Source organism: Actinopolymorpha sp. B17G11, assembly GCF_040196095.1.
Taxonomy (GTDB): domain Bacteria; phylum Actinomycetota; class Actinomycetes; order Propionibacteriales; family Actinopolymorphaceae; genus Thermasporomyces.
Genome location: NZ_JBEFTW010000003.1, coordinates 1 through 25,939, shown reverse-complemented (window position 1 = coordinate 25,939; position 25,939 = coordinate 1). Strand labels below are relative to the sequence as shown.

General features: G+C 67.3%; 18 protein-coding genes, 2 tRNA genes and 1 pseudogene. 12 read left to right on the top strand and 9 right to left on the bottom strand.

Features of this window, described 5'->3' with window-relative positions; translation table 11 throughout:
- Nucleotides 1-18: 18 nt before the first annotated feature.
- The 8 genes from ABN028_RS04395 to ABN028_RS04360 all read left to right on the top strand — a co-directional run bounded on the left by ABN028_RS04395 (nt 19) and on the right by ABN028_RS04360 (nt 9,446).
- Complete coding sequence (locus tag ABN028_RS04395) at nt 19-1,029, top strand: sugar phosphate isomerase/epimerase family protein (RefSeq protein WP_349695708.1); 1,011 nt, start codon at nt 19-21, stop codon at nt 1,027-1,029.
- Between the two features lie 37 nt (nt 1,030-1,066).
- A complete protein-coding gene (locus ABN028_RS04390) occupies nt 1,067-2,770 on the top strand; it encodes a D-glucuronyl C5-epimerase family protein (protein ID WP_349695707.1) in 1,704 nt (567 codons plus the stop codon).
- Nucleotides 2,771-3,106: 336 nt separating this feature from the next.
- Complete coding sequence (locus ABN028_RS04385; RefSeq protein WP_349695706.1) at nt 3,107-4,723, top strand: D-glucuronyl C5-epimerase family protein; 1,617 nt, start codon at nt 3,107-3,109, stop codon at nt 4,721-4,723.
- Nucleotides 4,724-4,884: 161 nt separating this feature from the next.
- A complete protein-coding gene (locus tag ABN028_RS04380) occupies nt 4,885-5,955 on the top strand; it encodes an RNA polymerase sigma factor (RefSeq protein ID WP_349695705.1) in 1,071 nt (356 codons plus the stop codon).
- Between the two features lie 90 nt (nt 5,956-6,045).
- Nucleotides 6,046-6,615 (top strand): hypothetical protein, encoded by a 570-nt coding sequence (locus ABN028_RS04375; RefSeq protein ID WP_349327701.1) that lies wholly within the window; start codon nt 6,046-6,048, stop codon nt 6,613-6,615.
- Nucleotides 6,612-8,249, top strand: a complete 1,638-nt coding sequence (locus ABN028_RS04370) for a M1 family aminopeptidase (protein ID WP_349695704.1) — start codon at nt 6,612-6,614, stop codon at nt 8,247-8,249. The genes ABN028_RS04375 and ABN028_RS04370 overlap by 4 nt, the downstream gene beginning before the upstream one ends.
- A 115-nt stretch (nt 8,250-8,364) precedes the next feature.
- Nucleotides 8,365-8,437 (top strand) — tRNA-Asn (locus ABN028_RS04365).
- 334 nt (nt 8,438-8,771) lie between these two features.
- The gene (locus ABN028_RS04360; protein WP_349695703.1) at nt 8,772-9,446 is read left to right on the top strand and encodes a hypothetical protein; all 675 of its coding nucleotides are present in this window, start codon (nt 8,772-8,774) and stop codon (nt 9,444-9,446) included.
- A 50-nt stretch (nt 9,447-9,496) separates the two neighbouring features.
- Here ABN028_RS04360 and ABN028_RS04355 read toward each other — a convergent pair whose 3' ends face one another.
- Nucleotides 9,497-9,655 carry a hypothetical protein gene (locus ABN028_RS04355; protein WP_349327704.1) on the bottom strand — a complete coding sequence of 53 codons (159 nt, stop codon included), beginning with the start codon at nt 9,653-9,655 and terminating at the stop codon, nt 9,497-9,499.
- Between the two features lie 381 nt (nt 9,656-10,036).
- On the opposite strand from ABN028_RS04355, the gene ABN028_RS04350 reads away from it, so the two are divergent.
- Entirely contained in the window at nt 10,037-10,993 is a 957-nt protein-coding gene (locus ABN028_RS04350; RefSeq protein WP_349327705.1) for an NYN domain-containing protein, read from the top strand.
- Nucleotides 10,994-11,029: 36 nt separating this feature from the next.
- On the opposite strand, the gene ABN028_RS04345 is transcribed toward ABN028_RS04350, so the two are convergent.
- Nucleotides 11,030-11,725: a histidine phosphatase family protein gene (locus ABN028_RS04345; protein ID WP_349327706.1), complete on the bottom strand. Its 696-nt coding sequence runs from the start codon at nt 11,723-11,725 to the stop codon at nt 11,030-11,032.
- A gap of 277 nt (nt 11,726-12,002) precedes the next feature.
- On the opposite strand from ABN028_RS04345, the gene ABN028_RS04340 reads away from it, so the two are divergent.
- The 3 genes from ABN028_RS04340 to ABN028_RS04335 all read left to right on the top strand — a co-directional run bounded on the left by ABN028_RS04340 (nt 12,003) and on the right by ABN028_RS04335 (nt 13,489).
- Nucleotides 12,003-12,076: transfer RNA gene (locus tag ABN028_RS04340), tRNA-Ile, on the top strand.
- A gap of 232 nt (nt 12,077-12,308) precedes the next feature.
- On the top strand, nt 12,309-12,758 hold the full coding sequence (locus ABN028_RS35265; RefSeq protein WP_502879164.1) for a tyrosine-type recombinase/integrase: 450 nt from the start codon (nt 12,309-12,311) through the stop codon (nt 12,756-12,758).
- Nucleotides 12,759-12,871: 113 nt separating this feature from the next.
- Nucleotides 12,872-13,489, top strand: coding sequence for a site-specific integrase (locus tag ABN028_RS04335; RefSeq protein ID WP_349327748.1), 618 nt, complete (start codon nt 12,872-12,874; stop codon nt 13,487-13,489).
- A 643-nt stretch (nt 13,490-14,132) separates the two neighbouring features.
- On the opposite strand, the gene ABN028_RS04330 is transcribed toward ABN028_RS04335, so the two are convergent.
- From ABN028_RS04330 to ABN028_RS04305, 7 genes and pseudogenes are all read right to left on the bottom strand, one after another.
- A complete protein-coding gene (locus ABN028_RS04330) occupies nt 14,133-16,676 on the bottom strand; it encodes an NHL repeat-containing protein (protein ID WP_349695702.1) in 2,544 nt (847 codons plus the stop codon).
- Nucleotides 16,677-16,785: 109 nt separating this feature from the next.
- Nucleotides 16,786-17,058 (bottom strand): hypothetical protein, encoded by a 273-nt coding sequence (locus tag ABN028_RS04325; protein ID WP_349327750.1) that lies wholly within the window; start codon nt 17,056-17,058, stop codon nt 16,786-16,788.
- A 361-nt stretch (nt 17,059-17,419) separates the two neighbouring features.
- Nucleotides 17,420-20,206, bottom strand: coding sequence for a discoidin domain-containing protein (locus ABN028_RS04320; RefSeq protein ID WP_349695701.1), 2,787 nt, complete (start codon nt 20,204-20,206; stop codon nt 17,420-17,422).
- A 288-nt stretch (nt 20,207-20,494) separates the two neighbouring features.
- Nucleotides 20,495-22,789 (bottom strand): DUF4838 domain-containing protein, encoded by a 2,295-nt coding sequence (locus tag ABN028_RS04315; RefSeq protein ID WP_349327752.1) that lies wholly within the window; start codon nt 22,787-22,789, stop codon nt 20,495-20,497.
- A 697-nt stretch (nt 22,790-23,486) separates the two neighbouring features.
- The gene (locus tag ABN028_RS04310) at nt 23,487-23,786 is read right to left on the bottom strand and encodes an SGNH/GDSL hydrolase family protein (RefSeq protein WP_349695700.1); all 300 of its coding nucleotides are present in this window, start codon (nt 23,784-23,786) and stop codon (nt 23,487-23,489) included.
- Between the two features lie 50 nt (nt 23,787-23,836).
- Nucleotides 23,837-24,382: pseudogene (locus ABN028_RS35260) on the bottom strand (SGNH/GDSL hydrolase family protein); the annotation flags it as partial.
- A 727-nt stretch (nt 24,383-25,109) separates the two neighbouring features.
- On the bottom strand, nt 25,110-25,939 hold an 830-nt coding region (locus ABN028_RS04305), incomplete at its 5' end, for an ABC transporter substrate-binding protein (protein ID WP_349695699.1).

Genomic DNA, 25,939 nt, shown 5'->3' with positions numbered 1-25,939 from the left:
TCGTAGAAGGAGAAAGACATGCCGCGTCCTGTCACGTTGTTCACCGGCCAGTGGGCCGATCTGCCGTTCGAGGAGATGTGCCGGCTCTCGTCCGAGTGGGGCTACGACGGTCTCGAGATCGCCTGTTGGGGCGACCACCTGGACGTCTGGAAGGCCGCCGAGGACGACAAGTACGTCCGGGACAAGCTCGACACCCTGGAGAAGCACAACCTCAAGTTGTTCGCGATCTCCAACCACCTCAAGGGGCAGGCAGTCTGCGACGACCCGATCGACCAGCGCCACAAGGACATCCTGCCCGCCAAGATCTGGGGCGACGGCGATCCCGAGGGTGTCCGCCAGCGGGCCGCCGAGGAGATGAAGATGACCGCGCGGGCGGCCGCCCGGCTCGGCGTCGACACGGTAGTCGGGTTCACCGGCTCGTCGATCTGGAAGTACGTCGCGATGTTCCCGCCGGCGTCGGATGCGCTGATCGACGCGGGCTACCAGGACTTCGCCGACCGCTGGAACCCCATCCTCGACGTCTATGACGAGGTGGGCGTGCGCTTCGCCCACGAGGTGCACCCCAGCGAGATCGCGTACGACTACTGGACGACGGTCCGCACGCTCGAGGCGATCGGCCACCGGCCGGCGTTCGGGCTCAACTGGGACCCGAGCCACTTCGTGTGGCAGGACCTCGACCCGGTCGGGTTCATCCTCGACTTCAAGGATCGGATCTACCACGTCGACTGCAAGGACGCGAAGCGTCGCGTCGGCAACGGCCGCAACGGTCGGCTCTCCTCGCACCTGCCGTGGGGTGACCTGCGGCGCGGGTGGGACTTCGTCTCGACCGGCCGCGGCGACGTGCCGTGGGAGGACTGCTTCCGGGCGCTCAACGCGATCGGCTACGACGGACCCATTTCGGTGGAGTGGGAGGACGCGGGCATGGACCGGCTCATGGGCGCGCCCGAGTCGTTGAAGGTCGTGCGTGCGCTCTGTGACATCGAGCCGTCCGAGGCGTCCTTCGATGCCGCGTTCAGCTCCGACGGCTGAGGAAAAAGTCCTGGAACCAGCCGCCGATCGCCTGCAAATGACCACGCTGAGCGGGCAGTCGGTAGCCGGGACGGGTGTCGACACCCGTCCCGGCTACCGCAGCCCTGCTCAGCGTGGTCATTTGCCGTGCGCCACCGAGCCCGGCGGCGCGGGGGCAGCCACCGGCCTGACCCGCGCCGCGTTCACTCGCGCGACGCTGGGCACACTCGCCAGTTTCTCCTTCCTGGTCTCGTGTACGGGGCCGCGGACTCCCGAACCCGCCGGCGCGCGCGCACCGTCGGCGGACGTAGACACCCGCCTGCGGAACCAGGACGACGGGTCCGCTCCACCGGGGCGACCCGTCACTCTGCCTGGGCTGCCGTTCTCGTTCCACCGGGACGGGTACGAGTTCCACGACCTCGCGCCGGGGCAGCTCCCGCGCGGTCCGAACGTCACGGCTCCGAGGCGAGACCCTGAACCGCACGACGACCACGGCGTCCGCATGATCGAGGTCGACAACACGCTCTACGACCATCCGAACTACCAGGCGAACTTCGGCCTGGAGAACCTCGAGTCGCACCGGTTGACCGGCGAGGGCTTCTTTCTCCACCGGGCGAAGGCCCAGGGGAGCCGGCTGATCGACCGGCGGGTGGAGTCGCGCGGCGCGTGGTTCTATCCGTACACCTTCGACTTTCCTCTGCACGGCGATCCCGACGACATGGCTGTGGCGCCGTGGTACAGCGGTCTGTCGCAGGGCAAGGCACTCAGTCTGTTCTCCCGGCTGGCGAAGGTCACCGGTGAGGCGAGGTGGCGCGTGGCCGCGGACCGGACGTTCGCGAGCTTCCTCCTCCCGCCGGATCCCGCACGCGCCCCACGCGGTGGTGGTGAGAAGCCGTGGGTGGTCGCCGTCGACTCCCACCAGCTCGTGTGGCTCGTCCAGCATCCCCGGGGCGCCACCCTCGCCGACTCCGACCGGATCTTCAACGGTCACCTGTCAGGGATCTTCGGGCTGTGGGAGTACGAACGATTGACGAGGAATCCCGCCGCACTCGCGTTGTACGACGGCGCGATCACGACCCTCCGGCGACACGTCGACGACCTGCGCGTACCGCACTGGCGGTCGACGTACTGCCTCACGCACCGCGCGGAGGCATCCAACGGCTATCACCAGCTGCACGTCGACCAGTTCGCGCAGCTGTGGTTGATGACGCGGGAGCCGCGGTTCATCCAGTTCGCCGAGCGGCTGCGCGACGACAACCCGTACCCGATCCTCGCCTCGTCCCGCACCATCGAGTTCAGGGCCGGCGAGCACGTCGGCTACGACGTCGACATCGCCACCGGGCGGATCCTGGACGAGGAGCGGGTGAGCCTGCGTACGCCCGAGACGGGCACCACGGTCCGCCGGATGCGGATGAAGGGGAGCGCCGACCAGCCGGGCGGCATCTACTACCGGGTCGCGTCCGGTCCCCTCTACGACCGGTGGGTACGCGAGGATCCGGACCGTACGACCCTCCGCGGTCCCGTCGCCGAGCTGGCGTACCGGGGCGAGCGGCGGGCGCGTTTCGAGGGCGGCCGGGAGTACGTCGGCACGCGGTACGACCGGACGGGCAACGTCGTGACGACCGAGCGGGCGAGCCCTGCGAAGGACGCCGACGTCCGCATCGACCGGACGGCCTGGGTCGACGGTGCGCCAGCGGCGCACGTCACGGCGGGCCCGCTCGCCGGCACCTGGGTAGCACTCGCGAACGTCCGCCTCGACTAGGGCGTGTCTCCCAAATGGCGCCGGTCAAGCGAGCGGCGCATCCGCGCCCGGTTGGCAAGGCGGAGGAGGAAGGCGCACTGGGTTTGTGCGCCGATCGACGAGAACGCAGCCAGCCGGGATGCGGGGTGACGCGAGTCAGGCGGGATTTGGGAGACAGGGCCTAGACGGTCACCTAGGGTCTGGTCCGCGCCGAGGCGCCGCGCCAGCGCCGACGGTCCACAACTATCCTCCGCATGAGGGAATCCTCATCTGCCCTCCGATGCGTGTCGTCGGTGGCGACAGGTGGGGATCGGCCGAGCCCCGTCGTACGCCGGGGCCGCAGCTGCTGGGGGGCTCATGCGGCGTCGGATGGTGCTGGTCGGTGCGCTCGTGTGCCTCGTCGGCACCGCGGCCTGTATTCCGACCGCCGCGGAGCCTGAGGTGCGCGAGCACGGAGCCCCCGCCGCCGCGCAGCCGAGGGTCACGCCGGAGCCGGTCAAGCCCGCACCGCCGACGAACAACGGCACCCGGGACCTCGCGATCGCACCGACCGGTGACGTCGCGGCCGGGATCGCCCGCCATGACGACGGGTCGGCACCGCCGGGAGGGCCGGTGTCGCCGGCGGAGGATCCCTTCACCTACCAGCGGGACGGGTTCGCCTTCCATGACCTGAGTGGTGCGGCCGTCCCCTACGTTCCCAGGAGCGAGGTGGCGAAGGACGACGACCTGCCGCGTGACGCCGACGGCGTACGCATGCACGAGGTGGCGGGCGAGTTCTACGACCACCCCAACTTCCAGGCGGGTGACGGGATCGCCAACCTCGAGTCGTATCGGCTCACCGGCGACGAGTTCTACCTCGACCGGGCACTGGTGCAGGCGCGGCACCTCGTCGAGCACCGGGTGGAGTCGCGCGGTGCGTGGTTCTATGCGTACACCTTCGATTTCCGGGTCCACGGCAACCCCGCGGAGACGATGCGGGCGCCGTGGTACAGCGGTCTTGCGCAGGGCAAGGCGCTCAGCTTCTTCAGCCGCCTCGCCGCGGTGACCGACGACGACCAGTGGCGGGAGGCCGCCGACCGGACCTTCGCGAGCTTCCTCAACCCGCCGAGCGCCACCGAGCCGTGGGTCTCGAGGGTCGACAAGTACGGCCTGCTCTGGCTGGTCGAGTATCCGTACCAGGCGACCCCGGCGAAGTCCGACCATGTCTTCAACGGCCACATGTCGGCGATCGTCGGGCTCTGGGACTACTACCGCGTGAGCAAGGAGCCCCTCGCGCTGGGGTTATACGACGGGTCGATCACGACGATGCGGCGCTACCTTCCCATCATCCGCGTCCCCGACCGTCCCTCGCTCTACTGCGTACCGCATGCGACTCCCGCGTCGGGCAGCTATCACACCCTGCACATCAGCCAGTTCGTGTTCCTGTGGCTGATGACCGGGAAGCCGGAGTTCGTCCGCATGGCCGACACCCTGCGCGACGACGCTCCGCCGCCGATCCTGGCGGAGCAGCGGGTCGTCGAGTTCCGGGCCGACGCCCTGGTCGGCTACACGTTCGACCTGCAGTCAGGTGCCGTGCTCGCCCGCGACAACGAGACGGTCCGGGTCGGGAGCACCGGCACCACGATTCGGCGGATGCGGATCGCGCACCGGGGCATCTTCTACCGGATGGCGTCAGGTCCGCTCGCCGGAAGCTGGGTGGCCGAAGGCCCGGACAGTGCGATGGTGCGCGGACCGATCGCCGAGGTCAACTACAAGGGGCTGAGGTACGCACGGCTGTTGCGCGGACGGACCTATGTCGGCCACACGTTCAATGCCGCAGGCGACGTCGTCGACACCGCCGAGGTCGTCCCGACCGATGAGGTCGAGGTGTGGTTCGACAAGTCGGCCTGGGTCGACGGCGTACGAGCAGGTCACGTGGCGGTAGGCCCGCTCGCGGGCTCGTGGGTGGCGACGGCGAAGGTCGACCTCTCCTGACCGGAGGGCCGGCCGAGGTCGAGGTTGCTCGGCCCCTCGTCGCGACAGCTGCGCGGGGCCGGGGTTGGTCATTGCTGCGCGATTATCCGCAAACGCCCAACGTAATGCTCATCAGCCGGGCAGACTGATCACGCTGGTCTTCCTCTGGGAGGAGTTGCGCCGTGCCGGTCTTCGCGCTCAAGTCAGTGGCTCACAGAGCCGACACCCCACCCCCAGAAGTCTCCGCACCACCGGGAACTTCGGATGCGGCTCCCTCGTCGGGAGCGGCACCGACGGAGGTCAATACCGGTGTCGAGGAGCTTCCGGCGCTCGACGAACTCGCCGAACGCACCCCCGATCTGGTTCGCCAGTACCTCCGAGAGATCGGACGGGTACGCCTGCTCACGGCTGCGCAGGAGGTGGAGCTGTCACGCTCCATCGAAGCGGGCCTGTTCGCCGAACGTAGCCTCGTCGAGGGCGGCACCGTTGACGCCACCCCAGCCGAACTGCAGGCGCTGGTCCGGCTCGGCTGTGAGGCCAAGCGACACCTGATCGAGGCGAACCTTCGGCTGGTGGTGTCCGTCGCCAAGCGGTGTACGGGTCGAGGGCTGCCGTTGCTCGACCTGATCCAGGAGGGCAACCTCGGTCTGATCCGGGCGGTGGAGAAGTTCGACTACACCCGGGGCTACAAGTTCTCGACCTACGCCACCTGGTGGATCAGGCAAGCGATATCCCGGGCCATCGCCGACCAGTCGCGCGCGATCCGCGTACCCGTGCACGTGGTCGACGCGATCAACCGGATCCTGCGGGCGCAGCGCACGCTCTTCCAACAGCTCGGCCGGGATCCGCTCATCGAGGAGGTCGCCGAGGCGGTCGCGCTCGATCCCGATCGCACCAGTGAGCTCCTCCGACTGGCCCGGGAACCCGTCTCGCTCCATACGCCGATCGGTGAGATGGAAGCATCCGAGCTCGGAGACCTGATCGAGGACCTCGACGCCGTCGCCCCGTTGGAGGCGGCGGCGTCGTCTCTTATGCGCGAACACATCGACCGGGCGCTCGCCCAGCTCGGCGAGCGGGAGCGCTACGTCGTACAGATGCGCTACGGCCTCACCGACGGGCAGGTGCACACGCTGGAGGAGGTCGGCCGCCGCTTCGGCGTGACCCGTGAGCGGGTACGCCAGATCGAGGCGAAGACCCTCGCCAAGCTCCGCGGTGGTGGCTGGGCCCCCGGTCTGAAGGAGTATCTCGCCTGACCCAACCGCTGACCCAACCGCGCGTCCGGGACCGTGGGGGAGTGCCAGTACCGTGAGCGGGTGCGCCGCCGGCCTGGTCTTCCTCGCGACGTGACCGATTCCCTGCAGCTGGAGCGCGGTGAGCGGGTGCTCGCGACATCCCGTGACGCCGCCGAGCGTTGGGTTGTCGGCACCGACCGCACGCTGTTCCTTCCCACGGCAGAAGGGGCATACGACCGAATTCCTTGGGAGCAGGTCGAACACGCCGAATGGGACCGTGACACCGAAGTCCTCCGGGTCACCGGAACGGCGCCGCTCGGGGAGCGTCTGCCGGTCTGGACCGTCAGCTTCGCCGAGCCCGACTCCCGCCTGCTCTCGCTGATCCGCGAACGGATCACCGCCAGCGTCGTCGTCGATCAGCGGGTCAGCCTGCGCGGTCCGCTCGGTGTCCGGGTGATCGCCCGCCGTCCGCCAGCCAAGCTCGCGGATCTGGGTATGGCAGGAGAGCCGGCTACGGAGCTGCCGGGTGCAGCCGGGCAGCCAGGCACAGCAGGGGAGCCAGGCACAGGGGGGATGGTGTGGGCACTCGCGTTCGACGAGGGGCTCGATCCGGCGGACCCGGAGATCCTGGCAGCCGCCGAGCGGGCGCTGGACCGCGTCCGTGCCGAGGTCGAGCCGTGAGCCGGACCGCGACGACCGTACGACGCCTGCTCGCGGCCGGTGTGCTCGTCGCTGGGGTCACCGCGTGTGCGCCGAGCGCCATCGGCGGACTGCTCGACGCCGACCAGGCCACCCCGACGCCCAGCGGATCCGCGTCGTCGGACCGGCTCGGCCCGCGGGCATCGGACCCTCCACTCGGCACTCCCGCACCAACGCAGGCGCCCGGGCCCCAAGGTCCGTCGGCATGTCCGACCGGAGGCGGAGGCGGCGGCAACTCCAAGGTGATCTCGGCGGCGGGACCCGCGCGGGCGAACCGCGCGCGCGACAGCACGGCACGGGCCCGGCCGTGGAAGGATCGGCCGGTCGTCCGGCTGTGCTTCGACGTCGCGAAGAACCGTCAGGTCGTCCGCGGTACGGAGGCCGTGACCTTCACCCCTGACCGGCGTACCTGTGAGGTGATCTTCCGCGCCTGGCCCAACAAGCCCGAAACAGCTCGGTCGGGCAACCGACTCGAGGTCACCGCGGTCGCGGTCAACGGCCGCATCGTCGAGCCGCGTGTCCAGCCCGCCGGCGCGCCTCGCGGTGTGCCGGGCACGTTGATCAGGGTGCCGGTCAAGGGCTGTGTCGCGGCCGGCCGGTCAGTCAACGTCGAGCTCGCCTTCACGCTCACCCTCGGCGCCGACGGTCCCGAACGGGTGGGCTACTCGTCGGAGGACGGCACCGCCTGGCTGGCAACTGCGTACCCGCTGCTCGCCTGGGAACGCGGCCGTGGCTGGGCGACCGATCCCGCCGTGGACCTTTTCGGTGAGACGGTGACGAGCGAGCAGTTCCAGCTCGAGACGCTCGACGTCGTGGCACCGAAGGGGGACGACGTCCTCGGCACAGGCGAGCTCGTCGACACCATGCCCGCGGCCAGGGCGGGGAGTGTCGTTCACCGCTTCACCGCCGAGGCTGTCCGTGACGTCACGGTCACCGTCGGGCAGTTGACCCTCGCCGAGCGGGAGGTGGACGGCGTACGCATCCACGTGGGCGCACCGGCCGAGGTGAAGACCCGGGCGACACCGCAGGAGTGGGCCGACCTGACCGCGGCGGCTGTCGCGGAGCTGTCCGGCCACCTCGGGCCATTTCCGTACGACGATCTGTGGGTGACGATCGCGCCCGACATCCCGACCGGCATCGAGTTCCCCGGGGCAATCCAGTTCGGGAACGTGAATCCGCGCACGTACCCGCAGCTCGTTCCGCACGAGGTCGCCCACATGTGGTTCTACGGCCTGGTGGGCAACAACCAGGCGCGGGACCCGTGGCTGGACGAGGCGTTCGCCGAATATGCGGAGGTCCTGGCCAACGGCACCGCCGGAGCCGAGACGCGGTTCGTGGTGCCGCCGCGGGTGCGGAACCGGGTCGGCGAGACGATGCGGTGGTACGCCGCACTGGGTCAGCCGGACTACTACGGCGCGGGGGTCTACCGGCAGGGCGGCGCGATGCTGCACGAGGCGCGGCGTACGGTCGGATCTGCCACATTTGACCGGCTTCTGCGGAACTACATCGATGCCAACGCCCACCAGATCGTCACCGACGACGACGTGGTCCGTGCCTTCTCCAGCGCTCCGGAGGTCGTCAAGATCCTGCGCGAGTACGGCGCCATATCGCGCTGACGACAGGGCCTCGAAACGCCCTCCCATTGGCCTGTGCCGACGGGGTGCCCGGCGGCGCGGTGGGGCGAAGCAGGGCTGCTAACCTATGCGGGGCCGGCAGTCGTCGGCGTTGCGATCCCGCGTAGCTCAATTGGCAGAGCGTCCGGCTGTTAACCGGCAGGTTACTGGTTCGAGTCCAGTCGCGGGAGCACTTCTGACCTGGGGTCATACCCCGGTCGAGACTCTCTAGAGGTCCCTCTCCGTCGCCACAATCTGTAGCCCAGCGAGGGACCTTCCCTTTCGGGCGTCCTCCTTGAGGGACGCCTCATGAGCCCGGTGCCGACCGTCACCGTCACCGGCCCGCCGAGGGTCTGGGCACTGCACACCCCTGGCCGCGGACCTCCCGCCTTCCGTCCGCCGGGCCAACGCTTTGTTACCGGGAGACGAACACTGTCACACAACTGTCATGCAACCCGCCGTGCCCGTGAGGATTTTCCCATGCACGGGAAGGCGGGCAAGCCGTCCCCAACTGGAGGGAAACACGTGAAGAACATTCGTCAGGTGGCCAGAGGCCTCGGCGTCGGCGGCGCCGCGCTCGCCCTGGTCGCGGGGGGAGCGCTGCTCGCAGGTGGAGCAGCCGTCGCGGCGGGCACCATTACGTCTGGAGACATCGCCGACCAGACCATCCAGTCGAGAGACATCGGTCCGGGTGGGGTCGGGTCCAGCGAGATTCGCGACAACGCGATCCGGCAGCATGACATCGGAGAGGCCGCGGTCGGGTCGAGCGAGATCCGCGACGGGAGGATCCTGATGCAGGATTTCGCCCCGGACACGGTAGAGCAGTTGAAGGGCGAGAAGGGCGACACCGGCGAGGCTGGTCCGGCTGGCGAGCAGGGTCCGGCCGGTGCCGACGGTGCGGACGGCGTGTCCAACTACGAGATTGTCGGCCGGTCGGCCGACGCCAAGGACGTCACCGACGCCGAAGGTCGAGTCACGATCACGTCGAAGTGCAGCAGCGGCGATGAGGTCGCCATCGGGGGCGGCGCGAACACCACCGGCACCGTCGTGCTCAACGCGTCGATGCCGGGCGACGTCCACCAGGTGTCCGAGCCCACCGAGACCGACCCGGCCGGACGCTGGGCGGCTGGTGGCTGGACCGTCGTGGTGAGCGGTACCGGCAACGTGCAGCCGTACATCATCTGCGCCACGATGGAGTAGGCAACAGCACAAATCGAACGGCCCCCGCTCAGACCTGGCGGGGGCCGTTCCTATTCGTCCGTGTCATGCCGGGTCAGGTACTCCTGGAGTGCGAGCATCACCAGCCCGGCCATAGGGATACGCCGTTCCCGCGCGTAGGTCTGAGCGCGACGCCACAGGGCTTGATCCTCGGCCCGTACGTGCAGCGTCGTCTGACTTCCCTCGGCCACATGGAAACCGCTCCCCACATATTGATCCACATGGACCCGTGCGGCTTCTGTGCGAGGCATGGCGGGACCCGTTGCGGATGGACGGGCCTTCCCCCGACCGGCAAGTCCTTGCGTCAGACGGTCGGCTGGTTCACTGCATCGCCAAGCCCCGTACGCCCGTGAGAGCCGCCGTGACGACCGTGGCGACGATCGTTCCAGGCGGCCACAGGCAACGTTCGAGCTCAAGCCTTCCCACCAAGCGCATCCAGCGCGTTCCGTGAACGGCCTCTGCAACCGCTGCCGACCACGAAGGTCCGACGTGTAGTCTCGCGGGGAAGCGACGCCAACCTGTCAAGGGCGGCGGAGCGGGCACGGCCGTACCCGGGGTCGAGGGAGGCAGTTGTGGGAATCCCAGATCTCGCCACCTCGGCCTTCGCGATGAAGTACGCCATCCTGGTCGACGTCGGCTATCTCTACGCCGCGGCCGGCGAGGTCCTCTTCGGCGCGCGGGAACGCCGTGAATACCGGGTCGCCGCCGACGAACTGATCCAGGTGCTGCAGAAGCACGGCGCCGAAGGGCTGCCCGGCGAACTTCTCCGCGTCTACTGGTACGACGCCGCCCATGATCGCGTACCCACCGTCGACCAGCGAGTGATCGCAGCCCTGCCGATGGTGAAGGTACGCCTCGGCAATCTCAACAAGCAGGGTCAGCAGAAGGGCGTCGACGCCCAGATCCGCAGCGACCTCGACGCACTCGCCCGGCACGGTGCCGTCACCGACGCTGTGCTGCTCGCCGGGGACGAGGACCTCGTGTCGGCGGTCGAGGCAGCCCAGGCGTACGGCGTCCGGATCCACCTCTGGGGAGTGGAACCGTCCTACGGCAGCAACCAGGCCGAACGACTGGTCTGGGAGTCCGACACCGTGCAGGTGCTGTCCGCCGACCTGCTCCGGCCGTACTTCCGCCAGGCGCACCCGCTGCCCCACCACGCCACCCAGCCGAGCGCGGCGCCGACGCCGGCCGAGGTGTTCGCCGCCCGAGCGCCGGCCGCGAAGTCGGTGCGTACGCACTCACTCGGCGCCACGCTCTCCAAGCTCGGCCCCAATCCGAACACCGTGGAAGAGGTCGGCGAACACGTCGCGCAGAAGTGGATCCTCACCCGCGGCCGCGACAACATCCGCGACCTGCTGCCAGGGCCGATCCTGCCGACCGTGATCGACACCGAACTGCTCATCGAGGCGGAGAAGGAACTCGGCCATTCCCTGCGCCCCTATCCCGAGGCCAGGGTCTGGCTGCGGGACGGCTTCTGGGCGAGGGTCTACCGCGAGTTCGACATCACCGTCGGCAAGGCGACCAAGTAGCCACCCGCCGCTGTCGTCCAGGGGGAGTGGATCGGGTCAGTCCGGGACCCGGAGCCGATGGAGCTCCGCACACGGAACACCCCATTCCTCCAGATGGATCACCGACGGCCGGGATGCGGGTATCGCCCGGAGGTACGTCACGGCACAGTTGGCCATGTCGTCATGGGGATAGGCGTCCGCGACATTCTTGACGAGGTACGGAAGCGCCGCCCGGAACCCGCCACCGTGGCCCACCACCAACACGACCGGCGTGTCACGGCCTCCCTGGGTCGCTGGTCGCTGCCCGACCGTCGTCGCCGCTCCCAGGAGCGCCGCGCGGAGCCGGTTGGCGAGGTTGCGGAGGTTCTCGCCGTCGGGGAACCGGCGGGACCATTCGCCTGCCGCCCAACGACGATGCACCTCGGCGTACACGTCCCACGCCTCCTGGTCGCTGCGGCCGTCGAGAGCGCCGACATCGATCTCGCGCAGGCGTTCGTCCGTGCCGATGCTGAGGTCGAGCTTGGCGGCGATCACCTGAGCCGTCTCCTGGGCGCGCCGCGACGGGGAGCTGACGATCTCGGCGTCATAAAGCCAGCTCTGGTCGGCGAGGCGACGTGCGAGCTGTTCGGCCTGGTCGCGCCCGTGGTCGGTGAGCGGATGGTCGACAACCTTGTGCGACAACTGGTGGAGGGTGTTGGCCAGGTTCTCACCGTGGCGTACGTACAGGATTCGCACAGCTGCTGCGGAGGGCATGCCGATACCTCCGAAATCCGACTCCGAGCCGAACGGGGGTCACACGGTCGCACATGCGTGAGGTTGGGAGAAGATCTTGGTACGTACACAGGCACGGATGGACCGGCTGCACTGCGTCCGGGAAGGATACAGGCGGTCATCCCGGCCGCCCTCGCCGTGATCGCCGGTCCGGCCGTGGGTGTTCGGGTCTCACGCCGCACCTCTCGACGGTCCCGGCGCGGCTGGTGGCTAGGCTCTTCTCGCGGCAGCGGAGCGGCACCGGCGCCCGCTGTGTGGAGGGGCGGTAGCTCAGCCGGTTAGAGCAGGGGACTCATAATCCCTGGGTCGCGGGTTCGAGTCCCGCCCGCCCTACCCCTTCTGACGTGGGCAGACGCCTTACCCGGCGACCTAGAGCTCGATCGCGTGACATCATTCGTGGTGCGAGTTGGCGTAGCATGCGTCGCATGCCGAAGGCGCGCAGTCGAGGCGGACGTACCCGAGGGTCGATCACCGAGCTGCCGTCGCGCCGCTTCCGCGTCAGGGTGTACTCGGGCGTGGACCCGGTCACGAAGCGGCGGATGTATCTCACGGAGACCGTCGACACGTGGCGCAGGCTCAGCGAGCACGCACTCGATTGCTCAACCAAGTGGACGAGCGGCGCAACCCGCGGACGACGGCGACGATTAGCCAGCTGATCGACCGATGGCTCGAGGTTGTCGATGTAGAGCCCAGCACCCGGCAGGGATACGAGCGGAAGATCGGCAAGCACATTCGCCCGGTTCTGGGCGGCCTGCAGGTCGGGCGACTCGACGCCGAGATCCTGGAGTCCTTCTATGCGGACCTTCGCCGGTGCCGGGAGCACTGTGCGGGGCGTCGGTTCGTCGAGCACCGCACGTCGGCGCCACACGAGTGCGACGAGCATGAAGGATCTGCTTGCCGGCCGCCGGCTCCGAAGACATGCCGCGCGTGTGCGCGAGCGTGTCGGCGGCACAAGTGCCGAGGACTTCTGACTCGAGCATCCGACAGATCCACTGGATCCTCAGCGGGGCATTGAATCGTGCGGTTCGGTGGCGTTGGATCGCGGTGAACCCGGCGAGACAGGCCGAGCCGCCGGCGCTGCCACATCCGGATCCACGGCCGCCTTCCGCAGAGGAGGCTGCGCAGTTGTTGGAGGAAGCGTTTAAGCGGGATCCGGACTGGGGTGCATTCGTCTGGGTCGCGATGACGGTTGGCGCACGGCGTGGCGAGCTGTGCGCCCTGCGCTGGACTGATGTCGGCTTGACCAACGGCGTACTTTCGCTTCGTCGGGCGCTGCACGTCGACAACGGTGAGGTCACCGAGAAGGACACCAAGACTCATCAGCAGCGTCGCATCGTGCTAGATGCGGAGACCGTTGAAGTCCTGCGTGAGCATCTCCAGCGGTGCAAGGCTCGGGCGGCTGCGCTGGAGTTCGACTGGTCGGACGACCCGTATGTCTTCTCGCTCGACCCCGATAACGGCACGCCGCTGCTCCCCGACTCGGTGACCCAGCGGTACGAGCGGTTGGCAAAACGACTGGGTATCGAGACCACACTGCACAAGCTGCGGCATTACTCCGCGACCGAGCTCATCATGGCCGGGGTCGATGTCCGTACCGTTGCTGGTCGGCTCGGCCACGGCGGGGGAGGAGCGACGACCCTCCGGGTGTACGCAGCCTGGACGTCGGAAGCCGATCAACGCGCGGCCGCGGCCCTGTCCGCGCGCATGCCAAGGCGCCCACAGGGGAAGCGCAACTCGATGTCCTAATGGCCTGCAATCAAGCGACGGTCTCGCCGCCTCCTGAAGTTGGATCTCGCGCCAGGGCTCCTGGCGTCTGAACCGGGGGTTGGCAAAGCTGGCGGATTTACAGGGCAGCGACCGCACACCGTCTGACCTGCATGTTTCCGCCACATCCCCTCGGTCGTGGGACACATATGGGACAGGGCAACACGCGGCCCCTCTCCTCCATGGTGGTACCCACGACACGAGGTCACCCCCGGACAGTCGCGAGGCCACACCGCAGGGGACCGCAGCCGAACCGCCCTCAACCGTCAGCCCCGCCAAATGACCAAACCTCGAGATCCCCCGCGCCCGTCTGCAGCGATCCGGACCGCCGCCATGAAGCTACGGGTCTGCTTTGACGTCATCTGCGGACCGTTGTCGCTCAAGGCGAGCAGGAGCAGACCGCACCGGGGGTGCGTGGCGCCTTCCGATTCGGCTTCCGGCGACGTTTCGGCGGCCCGAGATGGATTGGGCACGTCACCTGGGAAGCCGACCTCGAACGTCGTTCAGACGTAGTGCCCGCGACCGGTTTAGGCACTTGAACCGTTGCTGGGTCGAGGTCAGGAGGTGTTCGGCGATGAGTGGTACGCCGGGCGGTTAATCGGGTGGCGTCGGCGTCGGTGGTCCCTCACACCACCAGCCGTAGCAGTGACGTCGCGTTCCAGATCGTGTAGAGGTTGCCGTACTCGTCGGTGGTGAGGCCACCGCCGGTGCCGTCGTAGACGACCTCGATCTCGCCATCACCGGCCAGCATCGCCTCCGGGTCGAACCCGAACACGCGGCCCGCGGCATTGCCGTACACGGTGCCGTCCACGATGATCATCTGGGCGTAATGCGCCGAGATCCGGGCCCCCTCTCGCGGCGCCTTGTCCGGGAAGATCAACTCCCGGTGAGTCCAGGTGTCGGTGGACGAGTCGAGCCCGAGCAACCAGCCCTCGGCGAAGAACCACACCGTTCCGTCGGACGACGCGACGGCCGCGTTCACCGAGCGGACCTCGACCGGCAGCGGGATACGCTCGGCTTCGCCGGTGCTTTCGTCGTACCGCAGAACCGTGCCGTGCTCCTCCTTCGGTGTGGAGTTGAGCCCACCGTAGATCATGGTGCCGGCATAGACCTTCGACCCCGTCGCAGCGATGGTGACCACCGTCTGGTCGCCCACCCCGGGCACCGTCGTACAGGACTTGGCCTTCAGGTCGTAGTAGCCGAACGCGCCGGCGGTCTCGCCATAGTCGGCCATCGTGCCCCAGTAGATCCGGTCACCGTGACCGAGCATGCCGTACGGACGGCTCTGGTGCGGCTCGATCGTGCAGTTGACGGTCGGGGTCGGCGTCGCGGCCGTCGGATCCAGCGACTGGATCGTCCCGCTCGGATAGATGCCCTGCCAGACCCGCCCGGCATGGCTGGTCATCCCCTCGGCCTGGCCACCCACACTCCAGGTCTGGTGCTGGTCGCCACGCATCGGCATGTAGGCACCAATGCCGCCGACGAGGTACCCGCTGGACCAGATCCGGCCATCCGGGCCGCCGACGATCGAATTGATCCCGATCGACACCACGGGCTGGTTGGTCGCACGCTTCGTCATGGACTCACCCGTCTGCGGGTTGTACAGCTGGACCGTGCCGTTGGACGACATCCCGACCAGGGTCCTGCCCGGCCAGGCCTCGTCCTGCAGGTCAGTGAAGTCCCAGCTGCGGGCGTAGATGCTCGGCGAGGCGGCCTCGATGTGGGTTTCCGTGCCGGTGGCGAGGTCGTAGGAGAACATCTGGACCGGGCTCGGTGCCTTGTTGTAGTAGACCTTCCCGTCGTGGATCTGCGACGCGCCGTTGTAGACCACGCCCTTGATTTCGTCCAACACACTGGCGTGGATGGTGCCGTCGGACGCGCGCGAGAGCTCGAAGATCACCAGATAGTCCTCGCCCGCGCTGTTGCCCGGACCGATCCAGGCGAAGGCGTAGCCGTTGTCAACGGTCATCCCGTAGGTCCAGTTGCCCGTCTGTACCTCAGGGCTGGTGAGCCCGATCAGGTCCACGCAGCTGGCGGCACCGTCGACCGAGCAGGCGATCATGTTCGCCCCGGTGCCTGTGCCGTAGATCACGGAGCGGGTGAGGGGGTCGTACCCGCCGGATCGGGTGTATTCATCGCCCGGTGAGAGTGGACGAGGGCCGATGATGCCGAATCCTTCACCGGGGGTGAAGCGCCAGATCCCCCCACCGTCAGCGGAGTGAATGCCGCCGTACACGACGCTGTTCTCGTCGATGGAAATGGCGTACAACACGTCGGTGCCCGAGAACGGGGGCGGCCCGATCCGGGTCGCGGTGGAGTCGCCCGGCGTGTAGGACCACAGCGCCGCCGAGCCGTAGGTGCCGACGTAGACGGTGCCGTCCGGTGCCTGTTTCACGGTCCAGCCGCCCTCGGCGTTCGGCAGCTCGATGACGCGCTCGGTGTCCTGGGTCAACGGATCGACCTGGACCAGCACCGCCGGGCTGGTCGCGGATCCCGACCCGACCCCCCACACGACGGGATCTCCGTTCTCGTCGACTCCGGCCGTGCTGGACAGGTAGGTCGTCGGCTTGCTGACCTGCGGGCCGACCACCGTGGCTCGAGCAGTGAACAGCACGCGGTCAAAGCTCGCTCGCCCCAAGGCGCCAACCTCTACCGAGGCGGTAGTCGAGCCGGCCGGTGCGGCTCCGGTGACGCGCATCGTACCGGTGTGCCGATCACGGTCGAGGACGCTACGGCTGATCACCCTGCCATCGACATCCAGCCAGCGGATGGCCAGCGAACTGGTCAGCTGGGCGGAGACATCGGCGTATGCGGTGTACTCCCAGCCGACGTTGACGTCGACCGGGCGGCTCACCATGCCGACGTTGACGCACGGTGGATGGCCCGTCAATTGAAGGGCCATGGCACCGTCTACCGTCCCTGCCGTGCCGGTCCTGGCGACGTCGCTGCAGCCCGGTTTGAGCGGCTCACCTTGACCGTCGCTGGGCGTCCAGCCGGTGAGCCCGTCTTCGAAACTGTGGTTCACGATCAGCAGGTCGCCGTTTTGGCGGGGTGAACTCGCCGCCCCAGCCGACGTGATGGGGAGAAACAGACCGATCACGACCGCGACCACCGCGGACAACGTGACGGCGTATCGACCGGCGGTGTGAGGGGCTGTGTGGCGAGACATCGTCGTCGACCTCCAACGAAGGGGGTTACCAGTGCCAAGTAACTACACCGAGAACCATCTGCATATAAGGTCCAGGCCGAAACTAAGATAGTGTCCTAGGCCGGCCACCTCACCAGGCCATATCCCGGATCACCGGCAGGCCTGCCGCTGCGAGCGCTCGCGCGAGCCCGATCCCGAAGCGTCGGGTGCCCTCCAACGCCACGACCACCCGCGGCCCGGGCGCGTTCTCAGCGATCCATGCCAGTGCCTCGGCGTAACCGGCGTTGTCGTTGCCGATGCTCAATGTGGCGATGGTGACGCCGCTCGCTGCGGTTAGTTCCAAAGCATGGGTATCGCGGTGCGTGTCGCCGCCAACGACGGCATCCACTACCTCTGCCAACATGGGCATAGGTCCTTGTTTCTCCTTCCAGGCATAGGGACAACGGTCGGCACCGGCCTGGGTGGAGTCACCAAGCGGCACATCTGTGAGGAGTCACACGCCATGCGCGGCCAGGCTTCTTATCAAGCCAACAAGGTGGGCCAGGCCGGTGCCGGCACTCGTCGAAGACAGGTCAGAAGAAAGGCACGCACAGCCGCGGCCATATCCGTAGCGGGTCATCCGACAGCACCGGCACCGATCCTGGTGGCAGTCCACCCAGAACCGTCACGGCGCGGCCCTGTGGCCGCGCCCCCGACGCCGTTGTGGCACTGAGTCAACGGTGTCGACAACAGGCTCGTCGGCATCCGGCGCTCATGATGTCGGGCTACCGCCAGGTCACGCTGTCGATCTGGAACATGCTGTCCCAGGGGGAGTACTCGGTGCCGACCGCGCTGGTCCCGACCTCGATTCGGCTGACCTCCGAAGCACCTGCCCAACCGGTCAGGTCCAGCGAGAGCGTCGTCCAGGAGTCCGCAGACGTCGGGAGCGTCTTGGTCAACGTCGTGCCATCGGCACCGGTCAGCGTCACGATCACCTGGTAGCCGGTCGCGCCGGGGACGGAACCCCAGGAGTTGAATGCCAGCGAGAACGCCGACGCCTCCGACATGTCGAGGGGCTCGTCCGGTTCGAGGTAGACACTTCGCACCGTCGTCGCCGGTACCGCGGCGGTGTCCGCCTGAAGGCAGCCACCCGAGAAACAGTGCCCGGGGCCGTTCGCGATCGAGGTCACCTGTTCGATCCCGACCACGTTCTGACCCGCCTGCCAGCCCTGCACATCGCCGTCGAACGTGTAGTGCGGCAACACCACCTGCCACGGACCATCGGGGTCACCCGGCTTCTGATTACGGGTCCTCCGCTTCGCATCGTAGAGCTCGCCCTGGTAGGAGACCCTGTCGCCGGCGGTGAAGATCCGCGATGCCGTCCAGGCCGGGACGCCGTCCTCGGTGATGCCGAGTTCCTGCCACGGACCGTACGGGTCGCCCGGCGTCTTGTTCTTGCTGTACCACGCGGCGAGGTAGACCTTGCCCAGATGGCTGACCCGGTCGCCGGCCTGGTACTCGTTCGACGCGTTCCACACCGGGGCGTTCTCGTAGTCGTAGCCGTCAGGCAGCGCATACAGGACACCCTCGCCCTTGTCCAGGTGACGGTCGAGCACACCGTCATCGAGGGCGACGCCGACGGTCCTGCCGGACTGCCGGTCGATCTCCTCGAGCGACCCGATCGCCTCGTCGAAGCGCAACGAGACGTCCCTTTCCTGCGTGAAGCTGTTGTTGACCACCATCAGGTAGTTGCGGCCGTTCTCGCGGTCGCGGAGGTACGAGAAGGTCAGGTCCTCGTCCGACAGCGAGTGCACAAAGAAGTCCTCCGGCACCGGCTGCTGCCCGAAGGTCTGCCCGTTGAGGTACACCTCTTTGGCGTCCAGCCGCATGAGTGTGGGGCCGAGCGCGTGGATCTCGCTGTTGAGCTGCTTGACGGGCTCAAACAGGTCGGTCTTCTGCCCGTCGGCCGTGATGATCGCGTCGGTGAAGGTCTGGCTCCGGTTCGTGGGGGTGAACCAGGTGAAGTACGACAGTCCCTTGTAGCCGTACGCGAGGGCCATGTTCGCCTCGTAGCGGATCTCTGTCTCGTTGGGCCGGCGGAAGCCACCGGGGATTCCGACGGCCTGCAGGTACTGCGCCGTCTTGACCCCGTTGGCCAGCCCGACCTTCCGCACCGTGTTCATGTTCGTCAGGAAGCCCGTGTAGTCCAGGCTGTTGTCCGCCGTCCCGAACGGATAACGGTCGTACATGAGGTAGCCGCGGGCACCGGTGAGGTCGAGCCAGCCCTGCATCACCTGCGCGTATTCCGCCTCCGATGCGTACACCGAGCTGGGGAGGAAGTTCAGGTGGGCGTCGTATTCGGGCGCGGCGTCCTTGATGGCGTTGAACACCCGCGCGTACGGGTCCGGGTCGAACGGCTCGTCCAGGATGTAGAACCCGCCCACGCCTGGCACGTTGGTGTATTCGGAGACGAGGTCGCGGATCTCCTCGTCGGTCAGGTTCAGGAGGTTGGAACCGAAGCGGCTGTCGTTGATCGTGACGTTCAGGCCGTACTTGTGGGCCAGCCGCGCCATCTCCAGGTTGATCTCCTTCGTCGGGTGCAGGTCGTTCGCCATGACCGAGTCGATACCGGCGTCGCCCAGATAGCTGTACTGGATGTCGTTGATGTGATCGGGCGTCGGTGGCCAGAACGCGGAGATCTCGAACTTGTCTCCCATGCGCTCCACGTGGTCCCGCACCTCGACCGGGATCGAGGTCGACTCGCCGAGATCCGGGGCGGCCAAGGTGATCACAGCCTCGCCCGGCGCGGCGGCGGTCACCGTGCCGTCCCCGTCCACCTGGGCCACGCCGGGATCGGACGAGGACCAGACCACCTCGGGTAGCCCGCCCGGGGCCCGCGCGTCATAGGACAAAGGCTCGACGGCGCCGGTCTCCAGCAGCAGGGCGGGCTTGTCGATCGACAGGATCACCTCGGCAAGAGTGCCGAAGACGGCCAGCTCGGACAACTGCACCAGATAGCCGTCCCCGCTCGGGGCTCCGTTGCGCAAAGTGACGTACAACCGCAGGTAACGTCCCTCGACATCGGTCAGGTCGATCACTTCCGGCTCGGCGCGATCGTCCGCGTTACCGGTGCTCGTGTAGACGCTCCGGTAGTCGTCACCGTCGGACGACACCTCGATCCGGTAGTCGGCCGGGAAGCTCTTCTGCCTCGGGAACACCACAACCCGGCCAAGGTGGTGCGAGGCTCCGAGGTCATACTGAACCCACGCCGGCGTCGCCGGATCCTGGACCTTCTCGTACGGGTTGGTGCTCCAGCCGTCCGCCGAGCCCGCCACCTCGTTATTCAGGTACGACATGGCCCACGTCTCGCTCGGCATCTCATAGCTCGACGAGGTCGTGACTGTGGCATCCGGGGCGAGATTCGTCGTGCCCTCCGGGGCGTAGGACGACACGTCGGACGGCGAGGGCTCGGAGGGGGCCGCCAAGGCGCCGGCAGGAGCGTTCGCCAGCCCCCACGTCGCCGCCATGACGACCAACGCCGCAGCTACCGCACGGCGCGGTTTCGTATGCATCTCCTACTCCTTACGTCGTTTCCGTACGGGTGAAGTCGCCTGGCTTGATACGCGGCCCGTATAGCCGGCCATGCTCGTCGTGGGTCTGGAGGATGCACACGACCTCGGCGCCTCCCTTTGGGTGTCGGTCAACACGCTTGCCCACGATCTGCGGCCCGATGCTGACGACCGCGGTTGTGGTCGGTTTCCGTCAGAGGACAGGTTGCGGACCGGATCGAGGAGTCGAAGGCCGCTCGGTGAGGTAGCGATCGAGCTGAGGGAGTGGAAGAAGCCAGCCGAGCATCGTGATCAGGCCTTGATCGCAAAGACTCGGTCGACCCAGATCCCGGGCACCTGTGAGAGGTTCCAGACGTAGAGCACGTGCTCGGGGTTGTGGGTGTAGGTGCCGGAGAGCTCGATCTCGTGATATTCGCCGTTGGACAGCTCGCCGGCTGTCTTCGTGATGCTGACGCCCTGCGGGTGGATCCCGGTGTTGACGACGGGCGTGTCTGCGGCCAGCGATCCGGTGTCGGCTCTGAGGGTCACGAAGAGCCGCCAGGATGACCCCTGCGGTAGAGCATCGAACCAGAACTGCACACCCCACTGCGAGTCATGGGGATCCATCCGCAGCGCTCGATGATCGGACGCCATTTCGTCAATCACCAATGTGGTCATCCAGGGAGCAGCGATGCGGATAACCTCTTCCTGGTAGTCGACCCATTCATCGGCAGGCAGACCGCTCACCGAGTCCGGCGGGGTCACTTCGCCAGGTGGGACGTCGCTTGGAGGGAGCGGATCCACGTTGTATCCGTCGACGACTTTCCCAACATCGCCGCCCCCCTCGTTGACACGGCTGATGCCCGACAGCGAGAGTACTCGTTTGTCCCGCTCCTTGCGGTTCACCAGGTCCATGTCCCAGGTCTGTCCTGCGCGCTGAAGGTCTTGGACGTAGGACTGAGCTCGCATGAAGATCACGTGGTCAAGGTTGAATCGTGCGACAGCGACCCGGTCGACCAACTCGGGGTCCTTGCGTACCGCCGCCTCAGCTGCCGCGAGGTGGCCGTCGGCCGCACGCACGACATCAAGCCTGTAGATCGGCGACATGAAATTGGAAGCCTCGGTCAGTGCGCCGTTCGCCTCCTTGGACTCCCACAGCGTCTGCAGGTAGGCCTCGATGTGCGGCGCGGCGGCGCCGTAGTAGCCCTTGAGGAACTTCCGCACGGTCGCCCGGACGTCCAGCGTCGGATCCCAGGCGAGCCGCGAGTGCACCCAGGTGCGCATGGCGGACATGTCGCCGCCCCGGGTGTTCCAGACACCCTGGATGAACAGTCCCTGCACCTGCGGGATACGAGCCACCTGGCGGATCGTCTCGAAGCCGTCGAACCACTGCGGGAACGGCATCAAGTAGCTGGAAAACATTGTCTGGTAGTCCCACAGCACGATGTTCTTGCAGATCTTTGACCAGCCCTGCAGGTAGTCGCCCCATTGCTGGTTTGCCGCATCCATGATGGGCTTCCCGCGGTTGGCGATGATCGGGCACATCGTGATCACCACGTTGTCCTCGATCGTCATGCCCGCCGGCGGCTTGATCGACCACCAGTACGCCTCGGTCTCCAGTCGGGCGTTAGGGATCACCCGGCGGATCCGTCGCGCCAGGTCGTTGACGAAGTCAAACATGGCCGCCCCCTGTGCCCCGCCGTGCGCGTCGTTGAACGCCTGGCTGTCCGGGTCGGCCTGCCACGTGGCGCTGTCCCACTGGATGATGCCGAGGGAGGCGTCCTCGCCACGTGCGATGCGCTCGTTGATCAGCCGAGTGATCGTCGCGGTCGCCTGTTCCCGCGCGGCGGGGCTCATGAACAGCAGGTTCTCGTTGTAGATAAGGGAGCGGTCTGTCACTAGGTCGCGGAAGAAGGTCGGCCGGTCTTCCGGCCAGTACCCGGACCATACGTTGAGGTCCGCCGGCATCTTCACCTCGTACATGTCACGGCGGCCGTTAAGTCGCAGGTGGTGGCGGTGCTCGCCGCTGAACGTCTCGCCGTAGTGGAGCTGGCGGAACCTGAATCGCGGCACGTAGTCGCGGTTCAGGTCGTCGAGGTCCATCTCGACCGCGTCCGTCTCCGGCACGGTCTCGGAGGTCTCGGCGAACCACCGGACGCCGAGCTGGGACTCGACGAACCAGTAGGCGCCGTGGAGGGTGCCGAGCTGCCCGGGGCCGGTGATCAGGATGTCCTTACCGGCCGTCCGCACCGCGAAGCCGTCGTCGCCGAGCTGGGACGTGTCGACAGGGCCGAAGCGCGATGCGTACGAGTTGCCGGCGCCGACAACCAACAGGTCGGGAAAGCCAGGGTGTGCCGTGTCCTCGTCGACGAGCGGGAACGCCCCGCCGGTGACCCGGCGCGCGTACTCGGCCAGCTCACGCGCGGCACGCCGTACCATCGCCGGCTCGTCGCTGGCCACCAGCACCGCGTACGTCGAACGGCCACCGTGAACCAGGCTCAGACCCTCTCGCGGTGAAGCTGCAGAGATGCCCGGCGGGACCATCCCAGCGAAGGCCGCGACGAGACCACCTGCGGCCCCGTACCGCAGGACGGAGCGACGTGACACGGATAGAGGCGACTGCACACACTCAAGATCTGACATGGTCTGACCCCTCACGAGTCCGGGATGTTCATGCCATCAGGTGACGCGATTGGAGCGCTCCAGTAATGTAGGCTCAGCTCGCGAGGTCGTCAACAGCTGCGTGCTTTCCGTGAAGCGGAGGGCGGGGTGAACCCAGATCCGATGACAAGAATGCGGCTGCGGCTAACGCCCTCGCCTGCCACGGACGCGACCAGCACATCTACTGCGACCGCAAGCGCCCTGGTGCACTACCGGTCGTGATCTGCCACCGTGCGTGGCCTGTGGACAACGACCGGGCTGCTCAAGTCCGGGAGTGTCTCAGAAATGGCCAAGGCTTCATCCTGCTCGGTTAGCATTCGCAACGCGTCCAGCAAGAGAAGGCTCATGTGCAGAGCCGGCGGAACGCGGCTCACCGTCGTCGTCGAGCGGCGGAACGCCTTGCTCGGGCGGGGCCCTGGGATCCGCGACCAGTGCCGGTATTTGAGCTCGGGCAGGATCGGCTATGAGGTCGGTGGCAACATCGACGCGATGCCTCACATAGGCGTCGGCGTTCACGGTGGTCGCCACCTTGCCGTTGTCCACCCACACGCCGGTGAGGCTGGAGCCGTCCCGCAGGGCGTCGCGAAACTCGTTGCCCGTTGTCGGGACCTCGGCACCGATGGTTTGAAGGGATTCACCAGTCCTAGCTGCCGGTGGCGGCCGGGGCGGCGCCCAGGCCGGCCGCGATCTCCTCGGCGAAGATCGCGTGGCCCCGGTCGTCGGGGTGGTTGATGCCGTTGCGCAGCATGGTGAGGTACGGGATCCCCAGCGACCACAACTCCTGCCAGCGTGGCGAAACCGACGCGAGCGCGACATCATGCCGCCGCGCGAACTCCCGGAGGAATCCCACGTAGGGACGCTCATCGACCAGGTCCATCGTGCTCGCCCCCATCCAGTCCGGACGGCTGAAGTGCGGTTCCACGAGCAGAAGATCTGCACCCAACGCGTGGGTCTGGCGTAGCAGTAGCTGGTAGGAGCGTTCGATCTGGGGATCGACAGGTGCGCGTCGTTGACGAACTCGACCGTGACCAAGTCGGGCTTGCTTGTGGCAACCCGATCCCAATCGGTTCCGGGCATTGGGTCGTCGAGGCCGAGCCACTGGGTCGACGTCGACCCACCGACGGCAACCGCCGTGACCGTGGCCGACAGCCCGTGCGCGGCCAACATCCGGCCGAGCAGCGCGGGATAGGCGGTGGCTGGAGAGGAGGCCGAGTAGCCTACCGTCACACTGTCACCAAGGCAGGTGATCCGGCCGCTGCCGCCGCGCAGCGATTCCGACCAGCGGGGCAGCCGGGCCGACTGGGGGTGTGAGCGTAGACCGGCCGATCGGCTAACCGGGAGGAGCTCAGCCTCGGCCGGGTTGGCGTGGTAGGGCAGGAAGAGGTTTGCCAGGTGCTTAGCCGCCGCGGGGACCGGCGGCGGCAACGGGTTGCTGAGGTGGCTCTTGCCAATAATCACCTCGGGGCCATCACCCGCATCGACGACCGCGTCCACCCGCAGCAGCCCATAGTCATAGTCGACCACGAACGGGCCGGCCATCTCCGGGGCCCGCGTCACCGCGCCCCACACCTGGTCGACAAAGACGTCCTCGCCGATGGCGAGCTCGCCAGCGGGCCCAGCCACCCGGACCGAGCCGGGCCGCAGACTTCCCGGCGCGGGGGTATCGTCGGTGCCGCGGAACTCGGTAACGATCCCGCGTAGCTGGGCGCCATAACGCCACTGGTCGGGCCGCCCTTCCGGCGGCTCGATGACCTCCGCACGAACTCGACGCCATTCAGCGCCACGAATCTGCCCACGGATCCGGTCCCGGAGCGCCCGCGCATCCATCGATGCACCTCCCTCATATGCACTCGACGCACGCTTTCAAGCTGTGTCCATGAAAGCCCTTCAACGTCCCCACTGCGAATCCTCACCGCCGCCTGCCCGTCGCCTCGGGAGTTCGCGGCGTGTGCGCGACCGATGGTGCGCGCTCGGCGGGTTGAAGGGATACCAACGACCGATCCCATCAAGCAACGGCCGTCCGCGCTCGGTGCCAATTACTCATCTCGGCCGCGATGGTCAGCACCGCCGGCGTTCTGATCAGCGGGCTCCGCCCGGGTACCGGCACGTGCCCAGTCCTCGTACATTCCGACCGAGCCCGTCCAGTTCCACGCTTGGAACACCGACCCGATCGATTACAGCACCTGCCGCGTCGACAACGGCGAGGTGTTCACTCCAACCCGGACTATCCCGGCGGCGGGTCATTCCCGCTCGACACCAGGCAGTCCTATTGCTCTTCGATGAAGTATTGGCACGGGTTGGTTGGGGCGGGGTCCATGTAGACCCACACGGTGCCGTGGGACATGACGTTGTCCTTGGGGAAGTTCTGGGTTCGGGTTGAGACGATGCCGTAGGACGTGGTGGGTGCGGCGATTCCGATGCCGTGGAACTGGTCCCTGACGCTGGCGAGTATCTGCGTCATCAGCTGATGCTGCCTGTCAACGTCTGGCTCGGCCTTGAGCTGGTCGTACATCGCCAGCTGGTCTCGTATCACCTTTGGCGGCTCTTCACCGTCCTTGCCGCCGCTGCGGTACCAGGTGCACCAGGGCACGCCGAAGAACGAGTACGGCGGGTTGGTCGGCAGATAGTTGTAGGGGTTGGCCAGGATGACCGCGTCCAGCCCACCCTCGCCCTGCCAGACCGCGGCGTCATGGCTGTTGGCTTCGCCGCGGGTCACGGCCAGTTCGGCGCTGACGCTGTTGACCTTGGCGTCGATGCCAACGTCCTTCCAGTTGCCGACGACAAGCTGCATCGTGTCGACCCAGACGGTGATGTCGCTGCGTACGTCGACCTGAAAGGTGATCGGCTTGCCGTCAGGGCCGAGCCGGATCCCGTCTGCACTTTTCTTCGGGTAGGCCTTGTCCAGGTATTCGTTCGCCTGGTCCACGTCGTAGTCGAGGTACTGGGTCGCCATCTGTTCGTCGTAATAAGTGGATTCCTTTCGCGGCGCGATCTGCCACGGTTCGGCCTGCCGCTGCATCACCGCGTTGATGATGTCCTTTCGGTTGATCGCGTACGACAGTCCGATGCGGAAGTCCTTGTTGTTGATGATCTCCC

Excerpts from the sequence above, each read along its gene's own strand:
- ABN028_RS04395 (WP_349695708.1), top strand. The coding sequence starts at position 19 with ATGCCGCGTCCTGTCACGTTGTTCACCGGCCAGTGGGCCGATCTGCCG.
- ABN028_RS04390 (WP_349695707.1), top strand. The coding sequence starts at position 1,067 with ATGACCACGCTGAGCGGGCAGTCGGTAGCCGGGACGGGTGTCGACACC.
- ABN028_RS04385 (WP_349695706.1), top strand. The coding sequence starts at position 3,107 with ATGCGGCGTCGGATGGTGCTGGTCGGTGCGCTCGTGTGCCTCGTCGGC.
- ABN028_RS04345 (WP_349327706.1), bottom strand. The coding sequence starts at position 11,725 with ATGCCCTCCGCAGCAGCTGTGCGAATCCTGTACGTACGCCACGGTGAG.
- ABN028_RS04330 (WP_349695702.1), bottom strand. The coding sequence starts at position 16,676 with ATGTCTCGCCACACAGCCCCTCACACCGCCGGTCGATACGCCGTCACG.
- ABN028_RS04325 (WP_349327750.1), bottom strand. The coding sequence starts at position 17,058 with ATGTTGGCAGAGGTAGTGGATGCCGTCGTTGGCGGCGACACGCACCGC.
- ABN028_RS04320 (WP_349695701.1), bottom strand. The coding sequence starts at position 20,206 with ATGCATACGAAACCGCGCCGTGCGGTAGCTGCGGCGTTGGTCGTCATG.